13 protein-coding genes are annotated in these 18,292 nt (G+C 63.7%); 2 read left to right on the forward strand and 11 right to left on the reverse strand.

Annotated elements, in window-relative coordinates; genetic code table 11:
- Positions 1 to 6: 6 nt before the first annotated feature.
- Genes malQ through ACQK2M_RS00140 form a run of 6 tightly spaced genes read right to left on the reverse strand, consistent with a single transcriptional unit; the run spans position 7 to position 11,354 of the window.
- On the reverse strand, positions 7 to 1,923 hold the full coding sequence (malQ, locus tag ACQK2M_RS00115) for a 4-alpha-glucanotransferase (RefSeq protein WP_425416102.1): 1,917 nt from the start codon (positions 1,921 to 1,923) through the stop codon (positions 7 to 9).
- Positions 1,920 to 4,010 carry a glycogen debranching protein GlgX gene (glgX, locus tag ACQK2M_RS00120; RefSeq protein WP_425416103.1) on the reverse strand — a complete coding sequence of 697 codons (2,091 nt, stop codon included), beginning with the start codon at positions 4,008 to 4,010 and terminating at the stop codon, positions 1,920 to 1,922. The genes malQ and glgX overlap by 4 nt, the downstream gene beginning before the upstream one ends.
- Positions 4,007 to 5,440: a glycogen synthase GlgA gene (glgA, locus tag ACQK2M_RS00125; protein ID WP_425416104.1), complete on the reverse strand. Its 1,434-nt coding sequence runs from the start codon at positions 5,438 to 5,440 to the stop codon at positions 4,007 to 4,009. The genes glgX and glgA overlap by 4 nt, the downstream gene beginning before the upstream one ends.
- Positions 5,437 to 6,693, reverse strand: a complete 1,257-nt coding sequence (gene glgC, locus ACQK2M_RS00130; protein WP_425416105.1) for a glucose-1-phosphate adenylyltransferase — start codon at positions 6,691 to 6,693, stop codon at positions 5,437 to 5,439. The genes glgA and glgC overlap by 4 nt, the downstream gene beginning before the upstream one ends.
- A 20-nt stretch (positions 6,694 to 6,713) precedes the next feature.
- Positions 6,714 to 8,918, reverse strand: a complete 2,205-nt coding sequence (glgB, locus tag ACQK2M_RS00135; protein WP_425416106.1) for a 1,4-alpha-glucan branching protein GlgB — start codon at positions 8,916 to 8,918, stop codon at positions 6,714 to 6,716.
- Positions 8,919 to 8,972: 54 nt separating this feature from the next.
- A complete protein-coding gene (locus ACQK2M_RS00140) occupies positions 8,973 to 11,354 on the reverse strand; it encodes a glycogen/starch/alpha-glucan phosphorylase (RefSeq protein ID WP_223479225.1) in 2,382 nt (793 codons plus the stop codon).
- Between the two features lie 265 nt (positions 11,355 to 11,619).
- On the opposite strand from ACQK2M_RS00140, the gene ACQK2M_RS00145 reads away from it, so the two are divergent.
- Positions 11,620 to 12,249, forward strand: a complete 630-nt coding sequence (locus tag ACQK2M_RS00145; RefSeq protein WP_223479226.1) for a ribonuclease D — start codon at positions 11,620 to 11,622, stop codon at positions 12,247 to 12,249.
- A gap of 7 nt (positions 12,250 to 12,256) precedes the next feature.
- The gene (locus ACQK2M_RS00150) at positions 12,257 to 12,940 is read left to right on the forward strand and encodes an HAD family hydrolase (RefSeq protein ID WP_425416107.1); all 684 of its coding nucleotides are present in this window, start codon (positions 12,257 to 12,259) and stop codon (positions 12,938 to 12,940) included.
- A 2-nt stretch (positions 12,941 to 12,942) separates the two neighbouring features.
- Here the strand turns inward: ACQK2M_RS00150 and ACQK2M_RS00155 are convergent, their stop codons facing one another.
- The 5 genes from ACQK2M_RS00155 to aroA all read right to left on the reverse strand — a co-directional run bounded on the left by ACQK2M_RS00155 (position 12,943) and on the right by aroA (position 18,233).
- Positions 12,943 to 13,911, reverse strand: a complete 969-nt coding sequence (locus tag ACQK2M_RS00155) for a ketopantoate reductase family protein (protein WP_425416108.1) — start codon at positions 13,909 to 13,911, stop codon at positions 12,943 to 12,945.
- Between the two features lie 20 nt (positions 13,912 to 13,931).
- Entirely contained in the window at positions 13,932 to 14,273 is a 342-nt protein-coding gene (locus ACQK2M_RS00160; RefSeq protein ID WP_425416109.1) for a DUF6665 family protein, read from the reverse strand.
- A gap of 130 nt (positions 14,274 to 14,403) precedes the next feature.
- Complete coding sequence (gene rpsA / locus ACQK2M_RS00165; protein ID WP_223479230.1) at positions 14,404 to 16,104, reverse strand: 30S ribosomal protein S1; 1,701 nt, start codon at positions 16,102 to 16,104, stop codon at positions 14,404 to 14,406.
- A 135-nt stretch (positions 16,105 to 16,239) separates the two neighbouring features.
- Positions 16,240 to 16,878 (reverse strand): (d)CMP kinase, encoded by a 639-nt coding sequence (gene cmk, locus ACQK2M_RS00170; RefSeq protein ID WP_425416110.1) that lies wholly within the window; start codon positions 16,876 to 16,878, stop codon positions 16,240 to 16,242.
- Complete coding sequence (gene aroA, locus ACQK2M_RS00175; RefSeq protein WP_425416111.1) at positions 16,875 to 18,233, reverse strand: 3-phosphoshikimate 1-carboxyvinyltransferase; 1,359 nt, start codon at positions 18,231 to 18,233, stop codon at positions 16,875 to 16,877. Before aroA ends, cmk begins: the two co-directional genes overlap by 4 nt.
- Positions 18,234 to 18,292 lie beyond the last annotated feature (59 nt).

Below are 18,292 nucleotides of genomic sequence, written 5' to 3' on the forward strand. Positions count from 1 at the left end.
TGCCTCCTATCGGCCGGATTGTCGCATGATGTCGGCCGCGCGCGCAAAGCGATCGTCCGACGAGAATGCTGAGGCGGGAACCGGCAGGCGCCGTCGCCAGTTCGGATGCTCGAAAACGGTGCCCGGAAGATTGGCCTGTTCCTCCAGCCCCAGAATATCCTCGGCCTGAAGCGCGACAAGCCGGGAAGCCGAACGTCCGAGGAAAGCGTGAAGCGCGTCCAAGCAGCCCTCGTGATTTTCGATCGTCCGGCCAAATGCCTCGACATCGTCGTGGCGGGCGTGCCGCTCCCGCTGCGCCGCCTCGCCATCCATGTGCCCGATCCTCGCGCGCCAATCGATATCGAGCCCCTTGCGCCAACCACGCCAGGTCGGCAGGTCGTGCGACGCGAAGGATGCCAGCGTCTGGGGATCGTAGGTCGAGGAGTTACGGAAACCACGGTCGCCCTGCCATTCGCGCTCGAAGACGGCGACGCGGCATCCGAGAATGCCGGAAGCGTCCAGATCGGCGCGCAGCCCGTCGGGAATATTGCCGAGATCCTCGCCGACGATCGATGCGCCGGCGCGCGCCGCCTCGATACGCGCGACGGCGAGCATCGCCCGTTTCGGCATCATTACATAGAGACCAGGCAGGCCTTCCGGACACCAGAAGGCGCGATCGAACCCCAGTATGTGATCGATCCGCAAGAGGCCGGAAAAGCGGAACTGCTCGCGCAGCGTGTCGGCAAGAACCGAAAAGCCGCTTTGGGCAAGCGCCAGCGGCGATAGCGGCGCGACGCCCCAGACCTGACCATCAGCGGAGAACGCGTCGGGCGGCGCACCGAGCGACACGCCGCGCGCGAAATGCTCCGGATCGGCCCAAGTCTCGGCACCCGAGGGATGGGCGCCGACCGCCAGGTCGAGATAGAGCCCATAATGCATGCCGGCGCCATGCGCTTCCCGCTGGGCGTCGGCAAGCTGAGTTTCGGCACGCCATTGCAGCCAGGCATGAAAGCGCACGCGGTCGTCATTGGCGGCGGCGAATTCGCGCACAGCGGTCCCGTCGCGATCGCGGTACTCCTGCGGCCAGTCCGTCCAGTACGCGCCATGCACGTCAGACAGCGCCTGATGGATCGCGAAGCGTTCGAGTTCCTCGCCGCGCGCCGAGCGCCAGGCGTCGAAGGCCGGATCAGCCGGGCCGGCGCGGTAAAGCGCATAAGCGTCATTCAGCGCCTTGCCGCGCCGCGCGAAAGCCTCGGGATATTCGATCAGTTCGCTTTCGTCGGAAGCGCCTTCCTGACCCGTCTCGATATGCATGACGTTCAGATGGCGGCGGCTCGACGGCGCGTAGGGGCTGTAGTTCAGCGGATCATTCGGAAAGCCGGCATGGACCGGATTGATGCCGAGAAAGCCCGCGCCAAGTCCGCCCAATGCACCGGCCGCGCGCCCAAGGTCGCGATAGGTGCCGAGGCCGCCTCCGGCCTCAGGCCGCAATCCGTAAAGGGGCAGCGTGACGCCCCAACCGCGCGGCGGCTCCGGCAGGCGGTCCGGCGCGGCCAGCAAGGTGGTGACAGTGCCGCCGACAAAAAGCCGGTGTCGCCCCAGGGGAAGATGCCCCGGTTCAAGCCGGCCTTCCGCCCTGCCCTCGCGCAGCGAACCGTCAGCGCATTCAAGCCGCCATTCGACCGCGTCCTGCGCGGCCATTTCGAGGGCGGGCGCTTCGTCAGCGCGAACAACCATCCATTCGGGCAGGATGCGGCGTTGCCGCGCCTCGGAGAGTGATCGAAGGGTATCGGCGGCATCGCCATCGGTTTCAGCGGCGAGACCGAGCGCCGCAAGCACGGCGCGAATGCTGTCGTCGGGCGCTTCCCGCCACTGCCCCGCGCCGTCGTGAAAACGCCAGACAAGGCCCGCGGTCTCCGCCAACGCCTCCAGCGCCTCACTCATCCGGTCTTCTCCAAAACGAGAACCACGACCGACGCCGCCGACACGGAGACCTTGCCGCCATGAACCGTTTTCGGTTCAGTTTCGGGATGGGCTGTGTCGATCTGCAGGCTCCATGTTTGTCCGGCGGGATCATCGGGAACCGCGACCTCGACATCCGGCCCTGCGTTGAACACGGCAAAAACCGCCGCCTCGAGCGCCGCATAGGGCGGCGTGCCGGACGCCGTGCGCAACTCGGCGCAGACGAGGCGCAGATCCGGGTCATCCCAGTCCTCGCTCGTCATCGGCGTACCGTCGGCGCGGCTCCAGAAAAGGTCTTCCTTGCCGTCCATGGCGCGTTCGCGGGCGTGCAGGAAACGCTTCTGGCGCAGAATCGGATGCGCCTTGCGGAAGGCGATCATGCGCTTCGTGAAATCGAGGAAAGCGTCGTCGCCGTTCTCCCAGTCAATCCAGCTGATCTCGCTGTCCTGGCAATAGGCGTTGTTGTTGCCGCCCTGGCTGTGGCCGATCTCGTCGCCGGCGAGAATCATCGGCGTGCCCTGGGCGAGGAGCAGCGTCGCCATCATGTTGCGGCGGCGGCGCTCCCGAGCCGCGAGGATGCCGATGTCGTCGGTCTCCCCCTCGACACCGAGATTGAAGGAATAATTCTCAGAATGGCCGTCGCGATTGTCCTCGCCATTCGCCTCGTTGTGCTTGGAATTGTAGGCGACCACATCCGCAAGCGTGAAGCCGTCATGGGCCGAGACGAAATTGACCGAAGATGTCGCCGGACGTCCGGAGTGATCGAATTGCAGCGCCGACCCGGTCAGGCGATCGGCAAGGTCGGGCGCCCGGCCGGGATCGCCGCGCCAGAACCGGCGAACGCCGTCCCGGAACCGGTCGTTCCATTCCATGAAGGGTGGCGGAAAAGCCCCGAGCTGATAACCGCCGGGGCCGATATCCCAAGGTTCGGCGATCAGCTTGACCTTTGTCAGGACCGGATCCTGACGCACCGCGTCGAAGAAGGCCGCGCCGCGATCGAACCCGGCGGGCGTACGCCCGAGTGTGGAGCAGAGATCGAAGCGGAAGCCGTCGACATGCATTACCTCGACCCAGTAGCGCAGCGAATCCATGACCATGCGCAGCACCATCGGATGGTCGAGATTGAGCGTGTTTCCGGTGCCGGTATCGTTCACGTAGTAACGCGGGTTTTGTTCCAGCCGGTAATAGGACCGGTTGTCGAGACCGCGGAAGCTGAGCGTCGGACCGAGTTCGTTGCCCTCTCCGGTGTGGTTGTAGACCACATCCATCAGTACCTCGATGCCCGCCGCGTGGAAGCGGGCGACCATGGTCTGGAACTCGGCGATGTCGCCCTCGTGCAAATAACGCGGCTCGGGCGCGAAGAAGCCGATGGTCTGGTAGCCCCAGTAATTGGTGAGGTTGCGCTCGACTAGGAAGCGGTCGTTGAGGAAGGCTTGCGAGGGCAGGAGCTCGATCGTCGTGATTCCGAGATCGACGAGATAATCGAGCATCGGTTCCGAGGCGAGGCCCGGGAACTTGCCCCGCGGCTGCGCATCGGGATGCAGCTGCGTCATGCCCTTCACATGCGCCTCATAGACGATCGTCTCCGCGACCGGCGTGTCCGGTGGCGCGTCGTCGCCCCAGGAAAAGGCCGGATCGACGACGACGCATCGGGGCATGAAGGGCGCGCTGTCGGTCTTGTCGTAGCTCAGATCGTCACGCTTGCGGCTGCTCTCGTATCCCATCAGCGCGTCCGACCATTCCGGATGGCCGGTCAGGCGCTTGGCGTAAGGATCGATCAGCAGCTTGTTGGGATTGAAACGATGCCCCTCGTCGGGGCGATACGGACCGTATGCGCGGTAGCCGTAGAGCTGTCCCGGGCGCAGGCCCGGAATGTAACCATGCCAGACATCGCCATCGCGTTCGGGCAGATCGAGGCGCGCAATTTCCTTCTTGCCGTCTTCCGAGAAGAGGCACAGCGTCATGCGGCTGGCGTGTTCGGAAAACACCGCGAAATTGACGCCGTCGCCGTCAAAGGTCGCGCCAACGGGCGCCGGCCGGCCGGCGCAGATCGAGAAGTCTTGCGTCATGGATGCTTTCCGAGGCTTTCGTAGAGCGCCGCATAGCGCGGCGCGGAGGCGGACCAGCCGACGGGGTGGCGCATCGCGCGGCGCTGCATGCGCTCCCAGGCGGGCTTGTCCGCAAAGAGGTCACACAGCCGCCCGAGCGCGTCGGCAAGCGAATCCGCTGTTACGGGGAAGAACTGGAATCCGGTTGCGACATCGGCAACCAGCGCCGCGTCATTGGCGCGGATAACCGTGTCGGCCAGCCCGCCTGTCATAGCGACGACCGGGATCGCGCCGTAGCGAAGCCCATAGAGCTGGGTCAGGCCGCAGGGCTCGAAGCGGGACGGCACGATGACAGCGTCGCCGCCCGCCATCATGCGGTGCGACAGCGCCTCGTCGTATCCTATGCGGACCGAAACCTGCGGCATGCCGTCGGCCGCGTTTTGCCACGATGCCTCGAGCGCGGCGTCGCCCGATCCGAGCAGTGCGACCTGGCCGCCGCGCGCGACAAACGCCGGCAGCGCGTCGAGCAGCAGGTCGAGGCCCTTCTGTTCGGTCAACCGCGAGATCACCACCGCAAGCGGGCCTTCGGTATGGGCGAGGCCGAATTCCTCGATGAGCATGGCGCGATTGACCGCCTTTTTCTTCGGCGATTTGAAGGGGGAGATTTCGGGATCGGTCTGCGGGTCCCAGAAGGTCTCGTCGATGCCGTTGAGAATGCCGACCAGATCGGCGCGACGGCTGCGCAGGACGCCGTCGAGCCCCATGCCGAATTCCGGCAGCATCAATTCGCGCGCATAGGTCGGGCTCACCGTCGAGAGCTTGTCGGCATAGACCAGCCCCGCCTTGAGCGCATTGATCGCGCCGTAATATTCGAACCCGTCCGGCTGGAACCCCGACGGCGGCAGGCGCAGCCCTTCCAGCCGTGACGCCGGGGCCATGCCATGAAACGCGATGTTGTGGATGGTCAGCAAACTGGGAACGTGGGCCGGCGCGTCCATTTCGCGCAGATAGACCGGCGCAAGCGATGCCTGCCAGTCATGCAGGTGCATGACTTCCGGACGCCAGTCACCGACGCCGTCGGCCGCGATAGCGGCGGCGATCCAGCTCAGCGCGGCGAAGCGTTCTGGATTGTCCGGCCAGTCTTTCCCGTCGGGTCCGAGATAGATCGCGCCCTCGCGGTCGTAGAGATGGGGCGCATCGAGGACCAGCAGGTCCAGCCCGGCGACCGTCGCTTCGAGCAGGCGCGCCGGACCGCCCATGAGGTCGGCATCCTCGCGAACCACACGTTTTCGTTTCAGAGCGGCCATGACGGAAGGATATCCCGGCAACAGCGTCCGAAGCTTCCACCCGGTCTCCAGCATGGCTGCGGGTAGCGCGCCCGCGACGTCGGCCAGTCCGCCAGTCTTGATCAGCGGCGCGCATTCCGACGCCACGGACAGCGCTTGCCTCATCCGGCGGCTCTCCGATCGAGCATTTGCTGGGTGATCAGGGTGATGCCGTTTTCGCTGACGCGGAACCACTTGGCGTCTTCCTCCGGATCCTCGCCGACGACGAGACCGGTCGGGACCACGACGCCGCGGTCGATGACCACATTGCGCAACCGCGCATTCCGCTCGATGACCGCGTAGGGCAGCACAACCGCATGTTCGAGGACCGAGAAGGAATTCGAATGAACCCCGGTGAACAAGAGCGAGTTGCGCACTTCCGTGCCGGAGATGATGCAGCCGCCGGAAACGAGGCTCGAGACGGCCGTACCGCGCCGCGCTTCCTCGTCATGGACGAATTTCGCGGGGGGTACGCTCTCCGAATAGGTCCAGATCGGCCAGTTGCGGTCCCACAGGTCGAGATCGGGCGTGAAATCGGTCAGGTCGATATTCGATTTCCAGAACGCATCGACCGTACCGACATCGCGCCAATAGGCCGGTGCCTCGGGCGTGTGCTTGACGCAGCTTTCGGAGAAGCGGTGCGCCATGGCCTTGCCGTTCTTGACGATGTCGGGGATCAGGTCGCCGCCGAAATCATGCCGCGAATTCGGATCGGCGGCATCGGCGAGCAGCAGTTCGCGCAGAAAGGGCCAGGAAAAGACATAGATGCCCATGGAGGCGAGCGCGACATCGGGATCCTCCGGCGTGCCCGGCGGGTCGGCCGGTTTTTCCAGGAAATCCGTGATGCGATCATTCGTGTCGATGGCCATCACGCCGAAGGCCGTCGCCTCCTCGCGCGGCACCGTCAGGCAGCCGACCGTGACATCGGCGCCCGTTTCGACATGCTGGCGGATCATCACCTCGTAATCCATCTTGTAGACGTGATCGCCCGCCAGGATCAGCACATAGTCCACATCGTAGCTGTCCACGATGTCGATGTTCTGCGTCACCGCGTCGGCGGTTCCCATGTACCACATGTTCTCATCGACGCGTTGTGAAGCCGGCAAAATATCAAGATATTCATTGCGTTCCGGCCGGAAGAAGTTCCAGCCCCTCTGGCAATGCCGTATGAGCGAATGCGCCTTGTACTGGGTGGCGATCGCCATCTTGCGAATCCCGGAATTCAGGGCATTCGAAAGGGCGAAGTCGATAATTCGGGTCTTGCCGCCAAAATAAACGGCGGGCTTGGCGCGGCGGTCGGTCAATTCCTTTAGCCGGCTACCTCTTCCACCCGCGAGCACAAATGCCATGCTCCTGTTCGTTAACCGGGAAATTGCCATGGTTGCGTCTCCTCCCTTGGTCACGCCTCGAATGCCAGAATAACGGTCGACAGCGGAGGCAGTGTGACACGCGCCGAGGCCGGCTGGCCGTGGTGTCCCTCGCCTGTCGCGGTCACGCCGCCCATATTGCCGCGATTTCCGCCGCCATAGATATCCGCATCGGTGTTGAGCGCCTCGCGCCACCGCCCGGCTGCGGGCAAGCCGCACAACCAGTCCCGGCGCTCGACCGGCGTGAAATTGCAGATCGCGACAACCGGCGGATCATCGGGCCCGCCGAGGCGGATCCACGCATATATGGAATCCTCGCTCGCATTGGCTTCGATCCACTGGAAGCCGTCGCTTTCGCAATCCTTGACGTGCAGTGCGGGCGTCGCCCGGTAGAGCGTATTGAGATCGCGCACCAAGCGCTGCACGCCCTGATGGTTGGGATACTGCGTCAGTTCCCAGGCGACCTCGCCTTCGTGGTTCCATTCCGTCGGCTGTGCGATCTCGCAGCCCATGAAAAGGAGCTTCTTTCCCGGATGGGCCCACATGAAGCCGTAATAGGCCCGCAGATTGGCGAAGCGCTCCCACTCATCGCCCGGCATGCGCCCGAGCATCGAGCCCTTGCCGTGCACGACTTCGTCATGGCTGATCGGCAGGATGAAGTTCTCCGAAAAGGCGTAATGCAGGCCGAAAGTCATCTGGTGGTGATGGAACTTCCGGTGGATCGGCTCGCGCCCGATATAATCGAGCGTGTCGTTCATCCAGCCCATGTTCCACTTGTAGCCGAAACCGAGGCCGCCACTATCGACCGGCCGCGACACGCCGGGAAAGCTGGTGCTTTCCTCGGCCACGGTCATGATGCCTCCGACTTCGCCATAGACTGTGGTGTTCATGCGCTGAAGCATGGCGATGGCCTCGAGATTCTCGCGTCCGCCGTGCTTGTTGGGAACCCACTCGCCTTCCTTGCGCGAATAGTCGCGGTAGAGCATCGAGGCGACAGCATCCACGCGCAGCCCATCGACGTGATATTCCTCCAGCCAATAGAGCGCGTTGGACACCAGATAGTTGGCCACTTCGACGCGGCCATAGTTGAAGATCAATGTGTTCCAGTCTTGATGGAACCCCTCGCGCGGGTCAGCGTGCTCGTAAAGCGCCGTGCCGTCGAAACGGCCGAGACCGTGCGGATCGGTCGGGAAATGCCCCGGCACCCAGTCAAGGATAATTCCGATATCCTTTTCATGCGCCGCCTCGACGAGGTCGCGAAATTCATGCGGCGGACCGTGGCGGATGGTCGGTGCATAGAGCCCGACGGGCTGATAGCCCCATGAACCGTCGAAAGGATACTCGCTGAGCGGCAGGAACTCGATATGGGTGAACCCCATATCATGCACGTAATCGACGAGTTCGACCGCCGCTTCCTTGTAGGAGATCATCCGGTTGTCTTCGTCGTGGCGGCGTTTCCAAGACCCAAGATGCACTTCGTAAACGGATATCGGCGCGGTCCGGGCGTCGCGGCCGGCACGTTCCTCCATCCAGCTATCGTCTTTCCAGCCATAGCCCCCGATGTCGCGGACGATGGAGGCATTTTCCGGCGGATGCTGGGACCCGAAGCCAACCGGGTCGGCCTTGAGCGGCTGTACCGTGCCGTCGGGTCCGACGATGCGATATTTGTAATGGGTTCCTTCGCCGACTCCGGGAATAAAAATTTCCCAGACGCCGGTGGAGCCGCGTCGCCGCATGATATGGCGGCGGCCATCCCACCAGTTGAACTCACCCACCACGGAAACGCGTTGAGCGCTTGGCGCCCAGACCGCGAAATGCGTGCCGTTCGTGCCCTCATGCGTGATCACATGCGCGCCGAGCACCTTCCAGAGACGGCGATGGGTTCCCTCGCCGATCAGGTATTCGTCCATCTCGCCGATCACCGGTCCGAAGCGGTAGGGATCGTCGAACTCCCAGCTTTTTCCATCGGCCGAGCCGCGCAGGCGATAGGGCTCGCCGGACGGGATCTCGCCGTAGAAGACCGTCGGCGCGCCGGGAAGGGGCGAAAGTTCGACGGTGGCGGATGGTGTTTCGGCAGCCAGGGACTGCGCGCCGGGATCGTGCGCGATCAGCCAGGTCTTGCCGTCTGTTTCATGTGGCCCAAGCACGGAGAACGGATCATCATGCGTGCCGTCGGCAATGCGACGCGCCGTCTCCTCTGTGATCAGGCTTGCGATCGGTTCGGGTCTGGATTTCATGGCCTAAGGCTATCTGGCTCGCACCGAATAGCAATAGCCAAGAACGCTTAGCCGCTATGATCCGATCGGGACGGAGTGCGCCGACCAGACGTCTTGCATGTAGCCGCGGATGGTTCGGTCGGAGGAAAACCAACCGGTACGCGCCGTGTTGAGCGCCGCCATCCGCATCCAGCGTTCCTGGTCCAGATACACGCCATCGACCTCGCGCTGCTTGTCGTAATAGGACGCGAAATCGGAGCAGACGAGGAAGTAATCCGACCAGCGCAGGTTCTCCACCACGTCCGCGTAGCGGTCGGGTTCGCCGGGCGAGAAGACGCCGCTCTCGATATCGGCGATGGCGCCTGCGAGTTCCGGGCTCGCCTCGATGGCCTTGCGCGCGTGTTCATCGACCGCACGACGCTCGATGACTTCCGGTGCGGTCATGCCGAACAGGAAGAAATTGTCTGCGCCGACATGGTCGCGGATTTCGACATTGGCGCCGTCCAGCGTGCCGATGGTCAGAGCGCCGTTGAGCGCGAATTTCATGTTGCCGGTGCCCGACGCTTCCTTGCCGGCGGTCGAAATCTGTTCCGACAGGTCCGCGGCCGGAATCAGCCGCTCGGCAAGCGTGACGTTGTAGTTCGGAAGATAGGCGACCTTGAGGAGATCGGATGTCGCCGGATCGGCGTTGACGGTGCGGGCGACGTCGTTGATCAGGTGAATGATCTTCTTGGCGAAGATGTAGCCCGGCGCGGCCTTGCCGGCGAAAATCTTGACGCGCGGCGTCCAGCCGGCGTTCGGATTCTCGCGCATCGCGCGCCACAGCGCGATGGTCTCGAGGATGTTGAGATGCTGGCGCTTGTATTCGTGGATGCGCTTGATCTGGATGTCGAACATGGCATCCGGATCGAGCATGATGCCCTCGGTCTCGCGTACGAAATGCGCCAGCGCAACCTTGTTCTTCTTCTTGGCCTCGGCGTATTCGTGGCGGAAACCGGCATCCTCGACATGCGGCTCCAGCTCCGACAGCCGGTCGAGATGGCCGACCCAGTCATTGCCGATCGACTTGTCGATCAGGCCGGAAAGCGCCGGGTTGCACGACAGCAGCCAGCGCCGCGGCGTCACGCCATTGGTCTCGTTGACGATGCGGTCCGGATGCAGACGGTTCAGTTCGGAGAAGACCGTCTGCTTCATCAGGTCGGTATGCAGCGCCGACACGCCGTTGATACGGTGCGCCATGATGAAGGACAGTTCGCCCATCTTGACGTGACCATGCTCGATGGCGGTGACCTTGCGGGTCGGATTGCGGCGCGCATGCAGATCGTCGATCCGCTCGATCAGGCGAAGATGGCGCGGCAGGAGCGATCCCATCAGCCCTTCCGACCAGCGTTCCAGCGCCTCGGGCAACAGCGTGTGGTTCGTGTAGGACAGGCAGCCGCGCGCGATATCGACCGATTCCTCGAAATCGAGCCCCTTGTCGTCATGCAGCAGCCGAACGAGTTCCGGGCCGGCGATCGCCGGATGAGTGTCGTTGAGCTGGATGGCGACCTTGTGCGGCAGTTTGCGCAGGTCATCATACTCGGTCAGGAAGCGGCGAAGGATGTCGCGCAGCGAAGCGGCGGTGAAGAAGTATTCCTGCTTGAGCCGAAGCGCCTTGCCCTGCTCGGTGGTGTCGTCTGGATAAAGAACGCGCGAGATGGTGCGCGCCAAAGCCTCGGGTTCTGCCGCGGCTGCATATTCGCCGCGATTGAAGCGCTCCAGGTCGAAGATGCGCGTCGGCTTGGCGTTCCAGAGGCGCAGCGTGTTCGCCCATTTGCCCCGCCAGCCGATGATCGGCGTGTCGTGGGCGGCGGCGATGACACGCTCTTCGGGCTGCCAGACGGCCTGATCGCCGGATTCGACAACCGAACCGCCGAAGCCGATCTCGAAGGTCGCCTCGGGACGCTCGAACTCCCATGCATGCTTGCCCGACAACCAGGTCTCCGGCTCTTCGACCTGGCGTCCATCGACGAAGCGCTGGCGGAAGAGGCCGTGTTCGTAGCGGATGCCATAGCCATGGGCGGGGCAGGCGACTGTCGACAGGGAATCCAGGAAACAGGCTGCGAGGCGGCCGAGGCCACCGTTGCCGAGGGCGGCGTCCGGCTCGTTTTCCAGCACTGCCTCGAAGGAGATGCCGAGTTCCTCGAAGACTTCCTTCGACCGGTCGAGCAGGCCGAGATTGACGATCGCATCCTCCAGCAGGCGGCCGATCAGGAATTCCATCGACAGGTAGTAGACCCGTTTGTGCTGACCGGCATAGGTGGCGCGCGTGGCGTTGAACCAGGGATCGACGATCCGGTCGCGCACGGCCAGCGACAGGGCCACCCGCCAGTCATAGATATGGGCGTGGGCGGGATCCTTGCCGAGGGAATATTTGAGATGGTGCAACAGGCTGTCGCGCAAGTCGGCTTCTGTCATGGTCTGTCCCCTGCCGATAAAAGCAATGATCGGCGAAATCGGATGGAAATGGTCTTGGGAGGCCAAAGCGGTTTAAACGATTGTATCGTCAATCGTGGTTTCGACTGCAACCCGAATGATCGGCGACGGAGGCTCCATCGCGCAAAAAACTGTTTGTGAAAGCCCGGTGTTGCGCGCCCGCAACTTTTCCGCCGCCGCAACGGTTTCCATTTGCACGGAAAACGCACTAGAAGGCGGCAAAGAGACATATTCACAGAGGCGCCGCATGGCCGACAAAACGATACGATTGCACCAGGGAGACCTGTCGGACGAGGCGGCCTCGCGCTACAGCGACAGTATCGCCATCGATACCGAAACGCTCGGTCTCAACCCGCATCGCGACCGGCTGTGCGTCGTCCAGCTTTCGCCCGGCGACGGAACGGCCGATGTGGTCCAGATCGCCAAGGGCCAGAAGAAGGCGCCCAATCTCGTCAAGCTCCTGCGCGATACGAAGAAGACCAAGATCTTCCATTTCGGCCGGTTCGACATCGCCGTCCTGAAACATGCCTTCGGCGTGTCGACGTCGCCCGTCTTCTGCACCAAGATCGCCTCGCGGCTGACGCGCACCTATACCGACCGGCACGGGCTGAAGGATATCTGCCGCGAACTGCTCGGGGTCGACCTGTCCAAGCAGCAGCAATCGTCGGACTGGGCGGCGGAGCAACTGAGCGACGCGCAACTGGAATACGCGGCCTCGGACGTGCTTCACCTGCATGCGCTCATGGCTGTGCTCGAGGAGCGCCTCGAGCGCGAGAACCGGACGAAGATGGCGCAGGCCTGTTTCCGCTTCCTGCCGACCCGGTCCGAGCTCGACCTTGCCGGCTGGGACGAACAGGACATCTTCTCGCACAGCTGACGCGACAATGGCCGAACCCCTTCTGATTTTCGACTGCGACGGTGTCCTGATCGACAGCGAGGTGATCTACCTCGATGTCGAATTGACCTTCCTGCGCGATCTCGGCATCTCGGTCGACTGGGCCACCTATGTGCGCGAGTTCATGGCGCTTGGACCGGCGGAATGGCGGATCAAATATGCCGGGCTCATCCTTCGGGAGACGGGCGAACCGCTGCTCGACGCCGGCTTCGAGAAGCTCAAGGCGGAATCACGCCGCCGCGTCGCCGAAGGCATGAAACCGGTCGAGGGCGCGCAGGCGATGCTGGAAGGACTGACGCAGAAACGCTGCGTCGCCTCGTCGACGCAACTGGCTTTCCTGCACCGAAAGCTCGACCTCGTGGATTTCTCGCGGTTTTTCAGTAAAGGCGTGTTTTCCGGCGACATGGTCGAACACGGCAAGCCCGCGCCGGACCTCTTCCTGCATGCGGCGCAGGCGATGGGTCATGAAAACAGCGACTGCATCGTCATCGAGGACAGCGCCAACGGCGTGCGCGGCGGCAAGGCGGCCGGGCATTTCGTGATCGGGTTCACCGGCGGAAGCCATTGCCGCAAGGGCCATGGCGACATGCTGGAGGAGGCTGGCGCGGATCTCGTGATCGAGAGCCACGACGCGCTTTCGGACTGGATATCAGCCGAATTGCGGGCTGCCTGATCTCAAGACGCGCCGGACCGGGCGAAATCTGCTTCAAGCTCCTCCGGCGAAAGGCTTCCCGGTTCGATACCCTCAACGACGAGTCGGCGCCCGAGATCGCACAGGAACCGGTTGACCGGCACGGGCACGCCGTTCAAACGACCGAGCAGAACGATTTCGCCATTGAGGTAATCGGTCTCGATGGACCCGGTCCCGCGCAGGAGACTTTGTGCCGAAGACGAACCGGTTCGCTTGACGCCCTCAACCTCGACGATGCGCATCAGGTCGTCCTGGCGATAGTCATCCGAGACTGCGATGCCGGCCGCGGCCAGTACCGCCTCGGCCTCGGTGCGGGCAGCCTTTCCCAGAGCGGATTGCCGACCTTCGCGCCCGCATGCGGCATCGAGCACGTTTGTGAGATTCATCAGCAGCTTGCCGTATTTTCCGGCCATCACGTCGTCATCGGGGAAGCCGGCGAAACCCGCGCCGTCAAGCGCCCGGCAGACATCCGTGACGACCTGGTCCACGCCGGACGGGTAGCGCCCGATATTGAAGACACCCCGCTTCGGCGCGCCGTTGATCACGACCTCGCCCGGCCGGACATAATCCGCCGGCATCATCACCACGGCTGCGTAGACATTCTCGAACAGGCGAAGGGCGAGACGCTCGTTTTCGATGCCGTTCTGCATGCAGATGACGGGCTGGCTCCGAACACCGCAAATCTGCAGCGCCTCAAGCGCGGCTTTCGTGTCTTGCGTCTTCATCGTCAGGAAGATCACGTCATCGGAACGGAATTCGATCTCCTCGGGCGACGCGACGCAGGCGAAGCGAACCACCTCGTCGCTGTCCGGCGTGCGCAGCCGCAGGCCGGTGCCGCGGATTGCTTCCAGTTGAGCCCCGCGCGCGATGCCGACGACCTCTCGGCCGGATTGCGCAAGGCTTGCCGCAAGACCGCCGCCGATCGCGCCGACGCCGTAAAACACGAACCGCATTCAGATACTCCCGATTTCGATCATTTTTCCGACCCGGGCTTGGCGAAGACACCGACCCGCGCCATCACCTCCTGCGGGATGTCGTAGGTCGACCTGAGATGGTGGTCGGTCTTCAGGCCAAGATAGTCGCGCTGGATGAACAGGACCCATGCCCGGTCGGCGGCCTCCTGAACGAGTTCGTCGCGGTCTCGGTTCGACCCCGGCGTCGCGTCATGCCGGCGCAGCGCCTCCAGCGCTTCCTCCAGCCGCCTGCCGATACGGCCAAGAGCGGAGGCTGTTTCCTGCATGATTTCGTAGCCGAAGGCGTCGAATCCCTTGTCGGCATTGACGTTTCGGCGGGCGAGAGATCTCGGCGGGCGCATGTTCGAACTGGATCGCGATTGCTTCTGCGACGAAAAATCGGTCCATGCGCCGCGCCCGTCAACCGCATGGCACGAAAAAACCCGCCGGACGCTGCCGTCCGGCGGGTTCGTGTCAGCTATCGCGGGAGGCTTAGTTGCCTTCGCGGTTCTTCAGTGCGGCGCCGAGAATGTCGCCGAGCGATGCGCCGGCGTCGGTCGAACCGAACTGTGCCACGGCTTCCTTCTCCTCGGCGATTTCCAGCGCCTTGATGGAGACGGAGATGCGACGCGTCTTCTTGTCGAACTGCGTGACGCGGGCATCGACCTTCTGGCCGACAGCGAAGCGTTCCGGACGCTGTTCGTCACGGTCACGCGACAGATCCGAGCGGCGGATGAAGCTGTCGACGTCGTGGTCGACCAGTTTCACCTCGAGGCCACCATCGGTCACCGCAGTGACCTCGGCGGTCACGACCGCACCCTTGCGCAGTTCACCCGACGCGGCGGCTTCGCCGATCGCATCGCGGCCGAGCTGCTTGATGCCAAGCGAGATGCGCTCCTTCTCGACGTCGACGTCGAGAACCTGCGCCTGGACCACGTCACCCTTGTTGTAGGTTTCGATGGCCTGTTCGCCCGGCATGTTCCAGTCGAGATCGGACAGGTGAACCATGCCGTCGACATCGCCGTCCAAGCCGATGAACAGACCGAACTCGGTCTTGTTCTTGACCTCGCCCTCGACGACAGCGCCCGACGGGTGGCTGTGCGCGAACGCTTCCCACGGATTTTCGAGCGTCTGCTTGAGGCCGAGCGAGATGCGGCGCTTCTGCGGATCGACCTCGAGCACGACAACCTCGACTTCCTGGGAGGTCGAAAGGATCTTGCCGGGATGCACGTTCTTCTTTGTCCAGGACATTTCGGAAACGTGGATCAGGCCCTCGATGCCCGGCTCGATCTCGACGAACGCACCGTAGTCGGTGATGTTCGTGACCGTGCCGTTGATCTTCTTGCCGACCGGGTAGTTGGCGCCGATGCCGTCCCACGGATCGGCCTGAAGCTGCTTCATGCCGAGCGAGATACGGTGGGTTTCCTGGTTGATGCGGATGATCTGGACCTTGACGGTCTGGCCGATCGACAGGATTTCCGACGGGTGGTTGACGCGACGCCATGCCATGTCGGTGACATGCAGCAGGCCGTCGATGCCGCCGAGATCGACGAACGCACCGTAATCGGTGATGTTCTTGACGACGCCCTCGACCGTCTGACCCTCTTCGAGGTTCTGGACGATTTCCGAACGCTGCTCGGCGCGGCTCTCTTCGAGAACGGTACGGCGCGAGACGACGATGTTGCCGCGGCGCTTGTCCATCTTGAGGATTTCGAAGGGCTGCGGGTTGTGCATCAGCGGGGTGACGTCACGGACAGGGCGGATATCGACCTGGGAGCGCGGCAGGAAGGCCACGGCGCCGTCGAGATCGACGGTGAAGCCGCCCTTGACCTGGTTGAAGATGACGCCTTCGACGCGCTCGCCGGCCTCGAACTTGGCTTCGAGCTTGACCCAGCTCTCTTCGCGGCGTGCTTTCTCGCGCGAGAGAACCGCTTCGCCGAGGGCGTTCTCGACGCGCTCGACATAAACTTCCACGGTGTCGCCGACATTCAGCGTACCGTCCTTGGCCCTGGCGCCGAATTCCTTCAGCGCGATACGGCCTTCGACCTTCAGGCCGACATCGACAATCGCCATGTCTTTTTCGATTGCCGTGATGACGCCCTTGACGACGGAACCTTCCGAGGTGTCGCGATCTTCAAAGGACTGTTCGAGGAGGGACGCGAAGTCCTCCTGACTGGGATTCATATCCGACATTAATACTCCTGGGAGCCCGGGATTATGCTTCGGGCAAAGCGCCGGCGGGTTGGTGTTTCGGTTCTCCAAACTGCGATCCGGCCCTGAAACATCTCGTGGGCCAAATCCGGCGCGGTGATCGCTGTTCGGAATTTGCTAGCTGTTTTCGTCCAAAGCCGCGTCGACATAGCGTCTCGCGGCCCGGAACGCGGCTTCTATAGTCATTTCCGACGTATCAAGCAAGTGCGCGTCCTCCGCCGGTTTCAGAGGCGAGTCGGCGCGGTTCATGTCGCGTTCGTCGCGCTTGCGGATATCGGCGAGAATGACGTCTTCCTGCGCCTGGCCGCCATTGCCGAGAATTTCGTGATAGCGGCGGCGCGCGCGCACCTCCGGCGAGGCGGTCACGAAGAGCTTCACCGGCGCATCCGGACAGACGACCGTGCCGATATCGCGGCCGTCGAGCACCGCGCCGTCGCCAGTGGCGGCAAAATCGCGCTGGCGATCGACGAGGATGCGCCGCACGCCGGGCATGACGGCCACTTTCGAGGCCGCCTCGCCGATCTCGTGGGCGGCGAGCACGTCGCGATGCATGTTGGCAATATCGAATGTGCGGGCCGCCTGCATCGCCGCCGCCTCGTCATCGAGCGGCAAGCCGGTGTCGAGCATCGCTTTGGCGACGGCGCGATAGGTCAGGCCGGTATCGAGATGGCGAAAGCCGTAATAGGCGGCTAGGCGGCGCGACAGCGTGCCCTTGCCGGATGCGGCCGGCCCGTCGATGGCGATTGCAAATGTCACGGCGAGACCTCCATCCCCGCGCCCAGCCCGGTCATCAGATCGACGAATCCGGGAAAGCTGGTCGCGATAATGGAGGCGTCGTCTATGCGCGAACCGTGTTCGGCCGCAAGGCCGAAGACCAGGAAGCTCATGGCGATGCGATGGTCGAGATGCGTCTCGACGACGGCTTCCTCCGTCATTGCACCGAGGCCCTTGCCGCCGGGATGGCCGCGGACCTTCAGCCAGTCGCGCCCGGCGGAGCAGTCGACGCCGTTGACCTCGAGGCCGTCGGCCATGGCGGCCAGCCGGTCGCTTTCCTTGACGCGCAACTCCTCGATGCCTTCCATAACCGTCTCGCCCTCGGCGAAACTCGCGGCGACCACGAGGACCGGGTATTCGTCGATCATCGAGGGCGCGCGGTCGGACGGCACCAGAACGCCCTTCAGATCCGACGACCGGACACGCAGATCGGCGACATCCTCGCCGCCCTCGTTGCGCTCGTTCGTCACATCGATCACCGCCCCCATCTCCAGAAGGGTGGTGATGAGGCCGGTGCGAGCCGGATTCATCATCACGTTTTCGATGGTCACGTCGGAGCCGTGCGTGATCAGCGCCGCCACGATCGGGAAGGCGGCGGAGGACGGATCGCCGGGCACCGTGACGGTTTGGCCCGCGAGATCACCCTGCCCCTCGATCGCGATACGGCGCGCGCCGGAGGAGTCCGTCTCGATTTCGATCTGCGCGCCGAAAGCCCGCAGCATGTTTTCCGTGTGGTCGCGCGTCGCAACCGGTTCGACCACGGTCGTCAAGCCGGGCGTATTCAGACCGGCAAGCAGCACGGCCGACTTGACCTGGGCCGATGCGACCGGAAGCGTATATGTCACGGGATTGGCGGCGCGCGGACCGTGAAGGGAAAGCGGCAAACGATCGCCTTCCGCCGCCTCGACCTGAACACCCATCAGGCGCAGCGGTTCAAGCACGCGGCCCATCGGGCGACGCAGAAGCGAGGCGTCGCCGGTAAACCGGGTGCGCATGTCGTAGACGCCGGCCAGGCCCATGACGAGGCGAACGCCCGTGCCCGCATTGCCGAAATCGAGGGTATCCTCGGGCTCCAGAAGGCATCCGTTGCCGACGCCGCGGACGACCCATTCCTCGCCAGACTTGCGAATGCCGGCGCCCATGGCGCGCATGGCGGCAGCGGTGGCCATGATGTCGTCGCCTTCGAGCAGGCCCGATATCCGGGTCTCGCCGGAGGCAAGCCCCCCAAGCATCAGCGCGCGATGGGAAACGGATTTGTCGCCGGGCATTCTCACCGCGCCGGACAGGGCGGAGGAGGCACGCGCGGAGGCGGGTTTGGCAGGGCCGGATTGTGACACGTTTGAGATTCCGGTGGCTTCGTGCGGTCGGTTTCCGCGCCTAGCACAGGATCAGACCA

Source organism: Oricola indica (genome assembly GCF_965227485.1).
Taxonomy (GTDB): Bacteria; Pseudomonadota; Alphaproteobacteria; order Rhizobiales; family Rhizobiaceae; genus Oricola; species Oricola indica.